Below are 13,908 nucleotides of genomic sequence, written 5' to 3' on the forward strand. Positions count from 1 at the left end.
TTGTAAATAAAATTTATTTAGATTGATTTGTTTTGGTTCTTAGGAGTAAAATAAAGTTGGTTAGGATGATTGGTAAAACCGAGATCAAATACACTTTGTTGATTACTAAAATCACATAAATAACCAATAATAATAGTATAAACCATTTTACACGTTTAATTTTTTGGACATTATTTCTATAAAAGAAATAAAGTAAAACCAAATAAAAAGGATTAAACAAAAGAACGTTATAATTCCAAAGCACTTCTTCATGGAAGGAATATAGCCCAATTAGGCTAAAGAATAATCCTAGTAATCCTAGTATTGAAAAATAGACAAAAGTCAATTTTCGGTTGTTTAGAAGTACTATAATTCCAAGCAGTACAATTAGCAAATAAATGGAATCGAAAAAATTAAAAGGAGGCGTTTCTTTTTGTGCTTCAAAAATTGTTGAGGTTCTTGTTACTAGAGGTTTACCATTGTATTTTACAGTTTTCAATTGTTCCATTAAGTCCAAAGGAAGAAATAATTTAGTAGCTTTTTCGTCAACTTTAGTCCCGAAAATGATATTAATGCCTAACTGTTGTAAAAATTGTTCGTTTGCATAAGGGAATAATACACTTCTATAGGTTTGTTCTTGTGGTTTTTGAAAATCTATGGCCTTACTATCTATTACTTCATTTACTTTATCAATAACCATTGTAGTACAATTTTTATCAATAAATTTATAAGTGTAAAAACGTTCGTCTGAAGTTAAGGAGTTGTTGATGTTGTTGTATAATAGTCTGATTTTATCAATTGGTAAATCGAGTTCTTGTTCATAGATGCTTCTGTTCTCATGCCTATAACTGTATTCAAAATCAGCAAAAGGATTGCTGGTTACGAAATATTGCAAATCACCTTTAACAAATCGCAACATAAAATTAGGTGTCTCAAAATCAAATGCACCATAATTAAAAACTACATCAAGATTAGTGGTAATATCTTTAAAACGAATTCCTGTGTGACCATAAAGCGCATAAGAAGGAGAAGCCGTTCCAATGGTTATAATAGAAACTTTAGCATTCTCAGAAACTTGTAAATCTTGAGAAAACCCTTGAAAAAAAACGATTAAAAATAAAAAAGAGAGTAATTTTTTACCCATAACAATTAACTATTTTAAAAGACAAAAGACAAAAGACAAAAGACAAAAGACAAAAGACAAAAGACAAAAGACAAAAGACTTCTAAAGTTATCTGCTAAAAATATCTAAATCTACTTTCAACGAGAAGATGTTAGAATACAAAGCTGCACTTTGGTCTCCTAAATCAGTTAAAGCATAATCGACTTGAATACCTTTATATTTAAAACCTAAACCAATATTTGGTTGAAAACTCAATTTTTTAGAATCATCAATCTGAGTGATTTGTTGAAAGTTTCCAACACCAGCCCTTAAGAACACTAGATCCGTGTATCCCCATTCAAATCCTAACGCAGGGTCAATACTCACTGCTTTAGTAGAAATAATATCGTTAGTTTGTGCAAATTGCATGTTTAAATTTCCAGCTGCTAAAAGACTCATTTCATTATGGAATTCAAACTTTTTTGAAAGTCCTAATTGAGCTTTTGGCAGTGTAATTTCACTTGTTTCAGGTAAATCTTGATTTTCACCAGGAACAGCGTCTTTAATTTTTTGATATTCTTCTTCGTTTATGGTCCAAGTGTTGTAAGTCGTAGTAATATCTCTTAGCATTAAACCAACTTTCCATTCATTATCACTTTCATATTGAAGGCCAACATCAAAACCAAATCCCCAAGAATTAGCAAAATCCCCAATTATTCTTCGTACTACTTTTGCATTTACGCCATAATTAAAGCCTTCAATTGGTAAAGCTCTTGCATAAGAAACCGTCAAAGCATAATCAGCTGTAGAGAAAAGAGAAATTCTATTGTAGTCAATGTTTCCTTGACTGTCAATTAATTGAGTAGTATTTAAGATATCATCCACTCCAAAACGAATTAAGGAAATTCCAAAAGCACTTCTATCATCGATCGGCATTCCAAAAGCAGCATAATCATATTGAGCAATGTTGGCAAAATAACTGGCATGCATTATGGAAACTTGTTTGTCTTCTAATTTTAGTAAACCAGCAGGGTTCCAATAGCCTGAATTTACATCACCCGTACTTGCAACAACAGCATTACTCATTCCCAATGCAGCAGCATCAACACCTATGCTTAAAAATTCATTTGAATATTTTCGCACAGTTTGGCTCCATACCAATACTGGAAGTAATATGAGGGTAATTACAACTAACTTTTTCAATGCAATTGTTTTTTTTACAAATATCGAATAAAATTCTTAATTACTAAACTCTAAAAGTATTAACTTATTGTATTACATTTGCTATAAATATGAGTAAACGATTATGGAAATTAAAAAACACGTACCTAATTTTATAACATTATTGAACTTAGCCAGTGGCTTATTAGCTATAATTGCCGTTTTTAAAGGCTATTATGACGAAGCCTTTTTGTTTGTATGTCTAGGTATTTTCTTTGATTTTTGGGACGGATTCTTAGCAAGAAAGCTAGGTGTTTCAGGAGAATTAGGCTTGCAATTAGATTCATTAGCAGATATGGTAACCAGTGGAGTAGTGCCAGGTTTAATTATGTTTAAATTAATTGAAACTATTCAAAATACCCAATCGCAATACAATGTGACAGAAGAAACTTTCTATATGGGAATGGTTCCTTATTTTGGGTTTCTAATTACAATTGCTTCGGCTTATAGGTTAGCTAAATTTAACATTGATAAACGTCAAATCGATTCGTTTATTGGTTTGCCAACACCAGCAAATGCATTGTTTATAATGAGCATACCTATGATCCAATATGTTGATAATTATGAATGGATAACCAACTTATTAAACAACCCTTTTGTATTAATGTTTCTTACCATTTTAAGTGCTTATTTTTTAAATGCAAATATCCCATTGTTTTCACTTAAGTTAAAATCGTTTGATTGGAAATCGGCTAAATTGCAATATTCATTCATGGCATTTGCAGTAGTGCTATTTTTAATGTTTGATTTTATTGCGATACCTATTATAGTGATTTCATATGTACTATTATCGGTGCTATTTAATTTAAAATCCAAACCAACAATTGGCTAAAAAGAAATCAACAGCTAAACGATCAAAAAAAAATAAAGGGACATCACTAACGAAGCTAGTGGTGTTTTCTGTTTTAGCTTTGTTGTTTGTAATGCTTGCTGTTGTAGTTTATCAATATAGAGATGGAGTTTTGTATTATTTAGGCTATAAGTCTAAACATTCAAATGCATTATCTACTAAAGAAAGAGAACTGCATGATATTCGAATTTATGAAGTTTTAACCACTTATAAAGAAAAGACCATTGGAATAGATGTTTCTCAATATCAAGGTGATGTCGACTGGTCAGAACTAAAGAAAGTTGATGGCAGTTTCGTAGTTGATTTTGTTATCGTTCGTTCGACTGCAGGAAAAGATAAAGTTGATGAAAAATTTAACCATAACTGGAAAAATACAAAAGGTAAATACATAAGAGGTGCTTACCATTATTATCGTCCTAATGAAAATTCGTTACTTCAGGCTGAAAATTTTATCAAGACAGTTAAATTGTCAAAAGGAGATTTACCACCTATTTTAGACATAGAAAAACTGCCAAAAACACAGTCAATTGATAGTTTAAAAGTGGGGTTAAAACGATGGTTGGTTAAAATTGAAAAGCATTATAAAGTCAAACCTATAATCTATTCAGGAGAAAGTTATTACAATGATTTCTTAAAAGATGAATTTTCTGAGTATCCCTTTTGGATAGCCAATTATAATTTTTGGCGAAAAGAAATGGATGATGATTGGTTTTTATGGCAATTCACCGAAAAAGCGCAAGTCAACGGAATTGATGGTCTGGTTGATGTAAACGTTTTTAACGGAATTAAATTAGAGTTGATTGATAAATGTGTGAAGTAGGGTTATTGTATGTTAGGTTTTCAGATATTAGATTTTCAGAAAAATAATTTTGGAACACAGATTTGATAAATTAGAGTAATTTTAGAACTAATTTATAATACAAATTAGTTCTAAACCTATTACTAACACTGAACACTTTTTAAAACTCCAACTTCTTCTTACGCAATTCAAAATTTTGACCTAGATAAACTCTTCTTACCATTTCATCTTCCACTAATTCTTCTGGGATTCCAGCCTTAAGAATTCCACCTTCAAACATTAAGTAGGTTTTGTCTGTAATAGCTAAAGTCTCTTGAACGTTGTGATCTGTGATTAAGATTCCAATATTCTTGTTTTTTAATTGGGCTACAATTCTTTGAATATCTTCTACAGCCACTGGATCAACTCCAGCAAAAGGTTCATCTAATAGAATAAATTTTGGATCCGTAGCTAAACATCTTGCAATTTCAGTACGACGACGTTCACCACCAGAAAGCAAATCACCGCGATTGGTTCTAATGTGTTCTAAAGAAAATTCAGCAATCAATTCTTCCATTTTTGCTTCTTGTTCTTCTTTGGTTTTATTAGTCAATTGAAGTACACTTAGAATATTATCTTCAATACTTAATTTTCTAAAAACAGAAGCTTCTTGCGCCAAATAACCAATTCCGTTTTGTGCACGCTTGTACATAGGAAAGTCAGTAATATCCATATCGTCTAGATAAATATTACCGCTATTTGGTTTTACTAAACCTACAATCATGTAGAAAGAAGTTGTTTTTCCAGCACCATTTGGACCTAAAAGCCCCACAATTTCACCTTGATTTACTTCTACAGAAATACCTTTTACAACACTTCTTTTCTTATAGGTTTTTACTAAATTTTCTGCTCTAAGCTTCATAGTATGGTTATGAGTTTAAAAGGTTATGAGTTTAAAAGGTATTATGGTACAAATAAACAAATAAACAATTTAACAGTTAAACGAATTAACAATAATTTATTTTCTGCCAACTAAATACTGATTACTGAACACTTTCTTCTAGTGCTTCCCAGAATTCATAAGCTCTTCTTAAATGGGGGATTACGATTGTTCCACCAACAAGAGTTGCAATTCCCATGGCTTCCATCATTTCTTCTTTAGTAATCCCGTTTTTATGAGCAGTTTCTAAGTGATATTTGATGCAGTCATCACAACGTAAAACCGCTGAAGCTACTAAGCCTAAAAGCTCTTTAGTCTTAACATCTAAAGCACCTGCTGCATAAGCATTAGTGTCTAAATTGAAAATACGTTTTACAATTTTATTGTTATCCGCTAATAATTTTTCATTCATTTTTGAACGATAGTCATTGAATTCTTCTACTACGTTTGCCATTTTTAAGCTTGTTTAAGTTGATTTTTTACTACAATACCACTAATTAAAATACTAATTTCGTACAATAACATAATAGGTATTGCAACAATTATTTGACTAATAATATCTGGTGGTGTAATAATTGCAGAAAGTATTAGAACTATAATTAAGGTGTATTTTCTATATTTTCTAAGGGAACTTGGTGTAACTAATCCTAATTTAGTTAAAAAGTAAATCAGAATTGGTAATTCAAAAATCAAACCACAGGCTAAAACCGAAGTTTTAATCATTCCTGTATAAGATTCTAAGTTAAATTCATTGACAATTTCTGGACTAGCCGAAAAAGAACCAAAGAAATAAACAGATAAAGGAGTTATGATAAAGTACCCGAATAATACACCCATAAAAAATAATAAGGAAGATACAACGATAAAAAGTACCGCATATTTTTTCTCTTTATCATAAAGCGCGGGACTAATAAATTTCCAAATTTCCCATAATATAAAAGGAAAACCTACTATGAATCCTACTGTAATACAGGTCCAAATCATGAATGAAACTTGTCCGCCCATATCGGTATTCTGAATGATAAAAGGCATTTCGGCGTTACAAATTTGAGCGTCTTGAAAACCAAAATATGTTGATATTTTACAGAAAAACTGATAGGTGATAAATTTTGGATTTTTTGGTCCAAATAAAATATCACTATAAATGTAATCTATAAAAAAATAGGAAGCACTTGCAAACGCTAAAATAGCAATTGTACTTCTTATCAATAGCCATCTTAATTCTTCAAGATGATCTAAAAATGACATTTCTGCTATATTCTTCTTTGCCATTATACAATTCCTTCTTTAAGAATATCGTGTAAATGAATAATTCCTTTGTATTGCCCTTCATCAATTACGACTAATTGTGTAATTGCATTGTTTTCTAATACATTTAAAGCTTCACTAACTAAAATTGAAGTAGGGATATTTTTAGGGTTTTTAGTCATTATATCTTTTGCGGTTAAATCTACAAACGTATCTCTGTCGTTTAACATTCTACGAATATCACCATCTGTTATAATTCCGATAACTTTGTTGTTTTCTATAACTGCAGTAACTCCCAAACGTTTTTCAGAAATTTCCATGATGACTTTTTTAATAGAAGCATCAGGACTTACTTGTGGTGCATGCGTTGTGTCTAACATATCGTTCACTCGAAGTAATAATTTTTTCCCCAAAGCACCACCTGGATGATAAATGGCAAAATCTTCACTTTTAAAATTTCTCATTTCCATTAAACAAACGGCTAAAGCATCTCCTAAAACCAATTGTGCCGTTGTTGAATTTGTGGGTGCTAAATTATTCGGACAAGCTTCAGCATCTACATGAGCATGCAAAACATGATGTGATTCTTTGCCTAAAAACGAATTTAAATCAGCAGTCATACCTATTAAAGTATTGCCAAAACGTTTTAATAAAGGGACTAAAACTTTTATTTCTGGACTATTTCCGCTTTTAGAAATACAAATTACAATATCTTCTTTTAGCAACATTCCCAAATCACCATGTACAGCTTCAGAAGCATGTAAAAACATAGAAGGTGTTCCAGTTGAGTTTAAAGTTGCCACAATTTTTTGAGCAATAATAGCGCTTTTTCCGATTCCAGTTACGACAACTCTTCCTTTGCACACAAATATTTTCTCTACACTTTCAGCAAAATCAGTTGTTAAGTAATCTGCAAGCTTTGCAACGCTTTCACTTTCAGACAGTATTGTTTTTTTTGCAATTAATAGAATGTTTTCAGTAGTGTTCAAAATTTATTTTTATTTTATTTTGGTTTTTTAAAGAAAGTTGTATATTTATAAATGCAAATTTAGGTAAAATCATCTTAAAACATAATATTTAGGTAGAGATAATATTTCTAATAAAATTAAATGATTACCTTCAAAGAATTAAATGCACAAAAAAGAATGAAATCTAGCGAAATAGACATACATAAAGAATTAAAAAAATATTTTGGATTTAACCAATTTAAAGGTTTACAAGAAGGTGTTGTTAAAAGTATCATAACTGGAAATAATACATTTGTAATTATGCCAACAGGTGGAGGAAAATCGTTGTGTTATCAACTTCCTGCATTAGTTTTGGGAGGAACAGCAATTGTTGTTTCCCCTTTAATAGCTTTAATGAAAAATCAAGTAGATGCCATGCGAAGTATAAGTTCAGAATATGGAATTGCCCATGTTTTAAACTCTTCACTTACTAAAACTGAAATAAATCAGGTTAAAGCAGATATTAGATCAGGTGTTACAAAATTATTATACGTAGCACCAGAATCATTAGCTAAAGAAGACTATATTAATTTTTTTAATGAAGTGCCCGTATCATTTGTAGCCATTGATGAAGCTCATTGTATTTCAGAATGGGGACACGATTTTAGACCAGAATACAGAAATTTAAGAAACATTATAAGGTTACTTGGCGATATTCCAATTATTGGATTAACGGCAACAGCCACTCCAAAAGTGCAAGAAGACATTCTAAAAAACTTAGAAATGTCTAATGCTAATACATTTAAAGCTTCATTTAATAGGCCAAACCTATATTATGAAATACGTACAAAAACAAAAAATGTTGAATCAGATATTATTAGGTTCATCAAACAGCACAAAGGTAAATCAGGTGTTATTTATTGTTTGAGTCGAAAAAAAGTAGAAGAAGTTGCACAAGTACTTCAAGTAAATGGAATTTCCGCGGTTCCTTATCACGCTGGATTAGATGCTAAAACTAGAGCTAGACATCAAGATATGTTTTTGATGGAAGATGTTGATGTTGTTGTTGCAACAATAGCATTTGGAATGGGAATTGACAAACCAGATGTTCGGTTTGTAATTCACCATGATATTCCAAAATCATTAGAAAGTTATTACCAAGAAACGGGTCGTGCTGGTCGTGATGGTGGCGAAGGCCATTGTTTGGCTTACTACTCTTACAAAGATGTTGAAAAGTTAGAAAAATTCATGTCAGGAAAACCAGTTGCCGAACAAGAGGTTGGTTTTTCTTTATTACAAGAAGTTGTAGCTTATGCGGAAACTTCAATGAGTCGTAGAAAATTTTTACTGCATTATTTTGGAGAAGAATTTGATGATGTAAATGGAGATGGTGCAGATATGGATGATAATATTCGCAATCCTAAGAAAAAAGTAGAAGCACAAGACCAAGTAGTTATTTTGCTAAATATGGTAAAAGATACTAAGCAAATATTTAAATCAAAAGAATTAATTTTTGCTTTAGTTGGAAAAGTAAACGCAATCATTAAAGCCCAAAAAATTGATGTTCAACCCTATTTTGGAAAAGGAAAAGCCTTTGAAGAAAGATATTGGATGGCTTTAATTCGTCAGGTTTTAGTAGATGGTTTATTGGGAAAAGATATTGAAAGTTATGGTGTTTTAAAGACAACGTCAAAAGGAGAAGCTTATTTAAAAAAGCCAGTTTCATTTATGATGTCTGAGGACCATGAATATAATGAAGTAGAAGATGATGCAATTGTAACAGCTTCTAAGTCAACAGGAATTGCCGATGAAGTGTTAATGGCTATGTTGAAAGATTTACGTAAAAAAGAAGCCAAAAAACTAGGCGTTCCTCCTTTTGTTATTTTTCAAGATCCTTCATTAGAAGATATGGCATTAAAGTACCCAATTTCTATTGATGAGTTAAGTAACATTCATGGAGTAGGAGAAGGAAAAGCCAAAAAATACGGAAACCCTTTTGTGGCTTTAATTAATAGATATGTTGAGGATAATGAAATAACTCGTCCAGATGATTTGGTAGTTAAATCTACAGGTGCTAATTCAGGTTTAAAGCTTTATATTATTCAGAATGTGGATAGAAAATTAGCTTTAGATGATATTGCTAAAGCCAAAGGTTTATCGATGGATGATTTGCTAAAAGAAATGGAACAAATTGTTTATTCTGGAACGAAATTAAATATAAAATATTGGGTTGATGATATTTTAGATGACGAACAACAAGAAGAAATTCATGATTATTTTATGGAATCTGAATCCGATAAAATAGATGTAGCCTTAAAAGAATTTGATGGTGATTACGATACTGAAGAGTTGCGCTTAATGCGAATTAAGTTTATTAGTGAAGTAGCGAACTAGATTTTAGTTGGCAGTGTTCAGATTTCAGATTTCAGTTGGCAGTTTTTAAATCTAATATTCCAAATTCCAAAATTTTATAATTGGAGTTTGGATTTTTTTTTAGAATTTTATTCAAATACTTCTCCACGATGAGGTTTCAAAGCGTCACGAACCATAATCATATCCTTTTCTTCTACAACCATAAAAGCTATAGCGTACATTTCGTTTAGAATTTCAAAACCAGTAATGTTTAGTTCTAATTTTTCTGCTTCAATAAATTCTTTCAAATGAATTTCATGGTGTTCAGCTGTTTTGGCAGCCACTTCTCCCCTAAAATCCCAAATTAGTTTTATTTTTCTCGACATAATTTTTTATAAAAGACAAAGTTACAACTTCAAAAAACATTTCTTTACTTTTGCAAAAAATAAAAAACATTCTAATTATCTGAAATGATATTATATATTGATTATTTTTGATCACAAATTTAAACAAAAATGAAAAAAACAATTTGTAATATTATTTTATTTGTCCTTATAACAAGCTTAATTTCTTGTTCAAGTGATGATGATTCTTCAGATGTAACTATTAATACTATTAAAAAAATTGAAGAAAAAGTTTATAATAACGGTCAGGTTGACACAGATTATTATATAGATTTTAATTACGAAAACAATCTTTTAAAATCACTTTCTGATTCCAACAATAGATTGGACTTTGTTTACAATGGTTCAAAAATTATTGAAATTAAAAGAATAGTAAACAGTCAGCATATTGATTCTAATTTTCTGGCTTATGAAGGAGATTTGTTAAAAACAATTATTCTAGATGATCAAGACGAGAAAACCACATTTAGTTACCAAAATGGTGTTCTAGTTTCAAAAACAAATAGTTATAACAATAATGGAAATTGGGTGACTTTTAATTCTGAAGATTATCAAATTGTTTCAAATAATATAATGCAAACTATTTTTCAAAATCAATTTTCTTCTCAATCTTACAAACAAACATTTGAATTTGATGCCAAAAATAGTATGATGAAAAACATGAATCCTTATTTAAAGTATCTTTTAGAATTAGAAACTTGCAATCTTATTAATCAAAATAACTTGATTAAGAGTTTTAGTTATGACGATGTAAATTCAATTCAAGGGACACAATTTAGAGATTTTGTGATAACTTACAACACAGAAGATTATCCAATTAATATTAAAAAATATAATTTTAATGGTAGTCAGCAAGAATTAATATCAGAAATAATAATTACTTATAATTAATTTCCAAAAATTAATAATCTGAATACCTGAACATCCAAAAAAAATGCCAAAAGAATTCCAATTTCAAGTAGCACCAGAAGTAGCTTCAAACGAAAATTTGTTAGCACAAGCAGTTGCTAAACAACTGAATATTTCTCTAATAGATATTCAGAAAGTTGTAGTTCAAAAACGTTCTATTGATGCCCGTCAAAAAGCGATTAAATTTAATGTAAAAGGACAAGCTTTTTTACAAAATGAATCTTTTGTTGAAACCGAAATTGAATTGCCAAATTATCCAAATGTTTCCAATAAACAAGAAATTATTGTTGTTGGAGCTGGTCCAGCAGGATTATTTGCAGCTTTACAATTAATAGAATTAGGTTTAAAACCAATTGTACTAGAAAGAGGAAAAGACGTACGTGGAAGAAGAAGAGATTTAAAATCCATTAACGTTGACGGAATTGTAAACGAAGATTCTAACTACTGTTTCGGAGAAGGTGGTGCAGGAACTTATTCTGACGGAAAATTATATACACGTTCTAAAAAACGTGGTGATGTGGATAGAATATTACAACTTCTAGTAGCTTTTGGAGCAACCTCTGAAATATTAGTAGAAGCTCATCCGCACATTGGAACCAATAAATTACCGCAAATCATTCAAGATATTCGTGAAAAAATTATTGAATGTGGTGGACAAGTTTTATTTGAAAAGAGAGTCATAGATTTTACGATTAAAAATAACGAAATTCAAGGAGTAGTTTTACACGATGGAACAACAATTGAATCAAATAAAGTTATTTTAGCAACTGGACATTCAGCAAGAGATATTTTTGAGTTGTTGGCTAAAAAAGACATTTTTATAGAAGCAAAACCATTTGCGTTAGGGGTTAGAGCAGAGCACCCTCAGGAGTTGATAGATAAAATTCAGTATTCGTGTGATTTTCGAGGCGAATTTTTGCCACCAGCACCTTATAGTATAGTAAAACAAGTTGCAGGTCGTGGAATGTATTCGTTTTGTATGTGTCCAGGAGGTGTAATTGCTCCTTGTGCTACAAGCCCAGGTGAAGTTGTAACAAATGGTTGGTCACCATCCAAAAGGGATCAAGCTACGGCAAATTCAGGTATTGTAGTTGAATTAAAATTAGAAGATTTCAAACCATTTGAAAAATTTGGACCTTTAGCTGGAATGGAATTTCAAAAAGCCATCGAACAAAAAGCTTGGCAACTAGCTGGTGAAACTCAAAAAGTTCCTGCACAAAGAATGATAGATTTCACTCAAAAGAAAGTCTCATCATCAATTCCAAAAACATCGTATGTTCCCGGAACAACTTCTGTAGAATTAGGAAATGTTTTTCCAGATTTCTTAACCCAAACTATGAGAGAAGGATTTGTGCAATTTGGTAAATCTATGAATGGTTATTTTACAAATGAAGCTATATTACATGCACCAGAAAGCAGAACTTCATCACCAGTTAGAATTCCAAGAGATAATCAAACGCTAGAACATGTTCAAATCAAAGGATTGTATCCTTGTGGTGAAGGAGCAGGTTATGCTGGTGGAATTATTTCTGCAGCAATTGATGGAGAAAAATGTGCTTTGATGATTGCTGAATCGATAAAAGTATAATTCAACAGCCGTTAAACTTTTGCTAAAAATATTTTTGAGCCTAAAAATGGTACTTTTTTCGTATTTTTGAAGTGAAATAAAAATCATGATTGAAGAAAAAGTAATTTTAGTTGATATAAACGATAAGCCAATTGGCTTAATGAATAAAATGGCTGCTCACGAACAAGCCTTGTTACATCGTGCTTTTTCTGTTTTTATATTAAATGATAAAAACGAAGTCATGTTACAACAACGTGCTTCACACAAATACCATTCACCACTTTTGTGGACAAACACTTGTTGCAGTCATCAGCGTGAAGGAGAATCAAATATTCAAGCAGGAAAAAGACGTTTGGAAGAAGAAATGGGTTTTACAACAGAACTCAAAGAATTGTTTCATTTTATCTACAAAGCTCCTTTTGATAATGGTTTAACCGAACACGAGTTAGATCATGTAATGATTGGTTACTCAAATGATGAGCCAAAAATAAATCCAGATGAAGTCGAAAGTTGGAAATGGATGAAAATAGAAGATATTAAAAATGATATGGAAATCCATCCTGAAATTTATACGGTTTGGTTTAAAATTATTTTCGATAAATTTTATCATTATTTAGAAAGCCACACTTTATAAACCATTAGACAAATGAGAGTAACTGTTTCAAGAAAAGCACATTTTAATGCAGCACATCGACTATATCGAAAAGATTGGTCTATGGAAAAAAACGATGCCGTTTTTGGAAAATGCAATAACCCCAATTTTCACGGTCATAATTACGAATTAATTGTAAGTGTAACTGGAGAAGTTGATCAAGAAACGGGTTTTGTTGTAGATGTAAAAATACTTTCCGATTTAATTAAAAAGCATATCGAAAATGCATTTGATCACAAAAATCTAAATGTTGATGTTCCAGATTTTGAAAATTTAAACCCAACAGCAGAGCATATTGCTGTAGTTATATGGAATAAATTAAGGCCATTTATTAATTCAAATAATGACTTAGAAGTTGTTCTGTATGAAACACCACGCAATTTTGTAACCTATAAAGGAAATTAACATGGCATTAAAAATAGGAGATCTAGTTCCAGATTTCAAAGCAAAAACGCAATCTGGTGAAAAATTCGAAATATCAAATCACATTGGAAAGCCATTAGTTATCTATTTTTATCCAAAAGACAACACACCAGGTTGCACAACTCAAGCCTGTAGTTTTAGAGATCAATACCAAGATTTTCAAGATTTAGGTGCAGAAGTCATTGGTGTAAGTGGTGATACTATAGAATCGCACGATAAGTTTGCAAATAAACATAATTTACCTTTTATATTGCTGTCAGACGAGAAAAGAAAATTGAGGTCACTATTTGGTGTTCCAACTCATTTTTTTGGATTAATTCCGGGTAGAGTGACCTATATTATCGATAAAGAAGGTAAAGTTGTTTCGGTTTATAACAGTATTAAGGCTAACGCTCATATTGAACATGCTCTGGAAATTGTAAAAGAGATGTAGTTTTTTGGACTTGTTTAGGTGAATATTAGGAGCAGAATGGCTTGGGCTTATTTAGTTATGCAATTCCTTCCTTCCATTATATCTTTTTTTTCAAAAAAGGATG

At 30.9% G+C, this 13,908-nt stretch carries 15 protein-coding genes; 8 read left to right on the top strand and 7 right to left on the bottom strand.

The window, feature by feature from the left end; translation table 11 throughout:
- Window positions 1–13: 13 nt before the first annotated feature.
- Together AAC008_RS04900 and AAC008_RS04905 are read right to left on the bottom strand one after the other, a co-directional pair.
- On the bottom strand, window positions 14–1,123 hold the full coding sequence (locus tag AAC008_RS04900) for a DUF4105 domain-containing protein (RefSeq protein WP_339887773.1): 1,110 nt from the start codon (window positions 1,121–1,123) through the stop codon (window positions 14–16).
- 87 nt (window positions 1,124–1,210) lie between these two features.
- Entirely contained in the window at window positions 1,211–2,242 is a 1,032-nt protein-coding gene (locus tag AAC008_RS04905) for a PorV/PorQ family protein (RefSeq protein ID WP_339888139.1), read from the bottom strand.
- 145 nt (window positions 2,243–2,387) lie between these two features.
- Between AAC008_RS04905 and AAC008_RS04910 the strand changes: the two genes are divergently transcribed.
- Both AAC008_RS04910 and AAC008_RS04915 read left to right on the top strand, forming a co-directional pair.
- Window positions 2,388–3,134 carry a CDP-alcohol phosphatidyltransferase family protein gene (locus AAC008_RS04910; protein ID WP_339887774.1) on the top strand — a complete coding sequence of 249 codons (747 nt, stop codon included), beginning with the start codon at window positions 2,388–2,390 and terminating at the stop codon, window positions 3,132–3,134.
- Complete coding sequence (locus AAC008_RS04915) at window positions 3,127–3,972, top strand: glycoside hydrolase family 25 protein (RefSeq protein WP_339887776.1); 846 nt, start codon at window positions 3,127–3,129, stop codon at window positions 3,970–3,972. Before AAC008_RS04910 ends, AAC008_RS04915 begins: the two co-directional genes overlap by 8 nt.
- Window positions 3,973–4,111: 139 nt before the next feature.
- Here AAC008_RS04915 and lptB read toward each other — a convergent pair whose 3' ends face one another.
- The 4 genes from lptB to AAC008_RS04935 form a co-directional block, all read right to left on the bottom strand.
- Window positions 4,112–4,852, bottom strand: a complete 741-nt coding sequence (gene lptB, locus AAC008_RS04920; protein WP_339887777.1) for an LPS export ABC transporter ATP-binding protein — start codon at window positions 4,850–4,852, stop codon at window positions 4,112–4,114.
- 121 nt (window positions 4,853–4,973) lie between these two features.
- On the bottom strand, window positions 4,974–5,324 hold the full coding sequence (locus AAC008_RS04925) for a carboxymuconolactone decarboxylase family protein (RefSeq protein ID WP_339887779.1): 351 nt from the start codon (window positions 5,322–5,324) through the stop codon (window positions 4,974–4,976).
- Between the two features lie 2 nt (window positions 5,325–5,326).
- Entirely contained in the window at window positions 5,327–6,142 is an 816-nt protein-coding gene (tatC, locus tag AAC008_RS04930) for a twin-arginine translocase subunit TatC (RefSeq protein WP_339887780.1), read from the bottom strand.
- Window positions 6,142–7,107 carry a KpsF/GutQ family sugar-phosphate isomerase gene (locus AAC008_RS04935; protein WP_339887782.1) on the bottom strand — a complete coding sequence of 322 codons (966 nt, stop codon included), beginning with the start codon at window positions 7,105–7,107 and terminating at the stop codon, window positions 6,142–6,144. The genes tatC and AAC008_RS04935 overlap by 1 nt, the downstream gene beginning before the upstream one ends.
- A gap of 156 nt (window positions 7,108–7,263) precedes the next feature.
- On the opposite strand from AAC008_RS04935, the gene AAC008_RS04940 reads away from it, so the two are divergent.
- Window positions 7,264–9,459 carry a RecQ family ATP-dependent DNA helicase gene (locus AAC008_RS04940; protein ID WP_339888140.1) on the top strand — a complete coding sequence of 732 codons (2,196 nt, stop codon included), beginning with the start codon at window positions 7,264–7,266 and terminating at the stop codon, window positions 9,457–9,459.
- A gap of 107 nt (window positions 9,460–9,566) precedes the next feature.
- Here AAC008_RS04940 and AAC008_RS04945 read toward each other — a convergent pair whose 3' ends face one another.
- Entirely contained in the window at window positions 9,567–9,803 is a 237-nt protein-coding gene (locus AAC008_RS04945) for a hypothetical protein (RefSeq protein WP_339887783.1), read from the bottom strand.
- 129 nt (window positions 9,804–9,932) lie between these two features.
- Here AAC008_RS04945 and AAC008_RS04950 point away from each other — a divergent pair, with 129 nt between their 5' ends.
- From AAC008_RS04950 to AAC008_RS04970, 5 genes are all read left to right on the top strand, one after another.
- The gene (locus tag AAC008_RS04950; RefSeq protein ID WP_339887785.1) at window positions 9,933–10,712 is read left to right on the top strand and encodes a hypothetical protein; all 780 of its coding nucleotides are present in this window, start codon (window positions 9,933–9,935) and stop codon (window positions 10,710–10,712) included.
- A 43-nt stretch (window positions 10,713–10,755) separates the two neighbouring features.
- Complete coding sequence (locus tag AAC008_RS04955; RefSeq protein WP_339887786.1) at window positions 10,756–12,318, top strand: FAD-dependent protein; 1,563 nt, start codon at window positions 10,756–10,758, stop codon at window positions 12,316–12,318.
- 85 nt (window positions 12,319–12,403) lie between these two features.
- Window positions 12,404–12,931, top strand: a complete 528-nt coding sequence (gene idi, locus AAC008_RS04960) for an isopentenyl-diphosphate Delta-isomerase (RefSeq protein ID WP_339887787.1) — start codon at window positions 12,404–12,406, stop codon at window positions 12,929–12,931.
- A 12-nt stretch (window positions 12,932–12,943) separates the two neighbouring features.
- On the top strand, window positions 12,944–13,354 hold the full coding sequence (locus tag AAC008_RS04965; RefSeq protein ID WP_339887788.1) for a 6-carboxytetrahydropterin synthase: 411 nt from the start codon (window positions 12,944–12,946) through the stop codon (window positions 13,352–13,354).
- A gap of 1 nt (window position 13,355) precedes the next feature.
- Window positions 13,356–13,805, top strand: coding sequence for a peroxiredoxin (locus AAC008_RS04970; protein ID WP_339887789.1), 450 nt, complete (start codon window positions 13,356–13,358; stop codon window positions 13,803–13,805).
- Window positions 13,806–13,908: the final 103 nt, after the last annotated feature.

Origin of the sequence: uncultured Flavobacterium sp. (assembly GCF_963975515.1) — a bacterium.
Taxonomy (GTDB): domain Bacteria; phylum Bacteroidota; class Bacteroidia; order Flavobacteriales; family Flavobacteriaceae; genus Flavobacterium.

Bases quoted from the DNA above. Each gene is read 5' to 3' on its own strand.
- AAC008_RS04900 (WP_339887773.1), bottom strand. From the start codon at position 1,123: ATGGGTAAAAAATTACTCTCTTTTTTATTTTTAATCGTTTTTTTTCAA.
- AAC008_RS04910 (WP_339887774.1), top strand. From the start codon at position 2,388: ATGGAAATTAAAAAACACGTACCTAATTTTATAACATTATTGAACTTA.
- lptB (WP_339887777.1), bottom strand. From the start codon at position 4,852: ATGAAGCTTAGAGCAGAAAATTTAGTAAAAACCTATAAGAAAAGAAGT.
- AAC008_RS04925 (WP_339887779.1), bottom strand. From the start codon at position 5,324: ATGGCAAACGTAGTAGAAGAATTCAATGACTATCGTTCAAAAATGAAT.
- tatC (WP_339887780.1), bottom strand. From the start codon at position 6,142: ATGGCAAAGAAGAATATAGCAGAAATGTCATTTTTAGATCATCTTGAA.
- AAC008_RS04940 (WP_339888140.1), top strand. From the start codon at position 7,264: ATGAAATCTAGCGAAATAGACATACATAAAGAATTAAAAAAATATTTT.
- AAC008_RS04945 (WP_339887783.1), bottom strand. From the start codon at position 9,803: ATGTCGAGAAAAATAAAACTAATTTGGGATTTTAGGGGAGAAGTGGCT.
- AAC008_RS04950 (WP_339887785.1), top strand. From the start codon at position 9,933: ATGAAAAAAACAATTTGTAATATTATTTTATTTGTCCTTATAACAAGC.
- AAC008_RS04955 (WP_339887786.1), top strand. From the start codon at position 10,756: ATGCCAAAAGAATTCCAATTTCAAGTAGCACCAGAAGTAGCTTCAAAC.
- idi (WP_339887787.1), top strand. From the start codon at position 12,404: ATGATTGAAGAAAAAGTAATTTTAGTTGATATAAACGATAAGCCAATT.
- AAC008_RS04965 (WP_339887788.1), top strand. From the start codon at position 12,944: ATGAGAGTAACTGTTTCAAGAAAAGCACATTTTAATGCAGCACATCGA.
- AAC008_RS04970 (WP_339887789.1), top strand. From the start codon at position 13,356: ATGGCATTAAAAATAGGAGATCTAGTTCCAGATTTCAAAGCAAAAACG.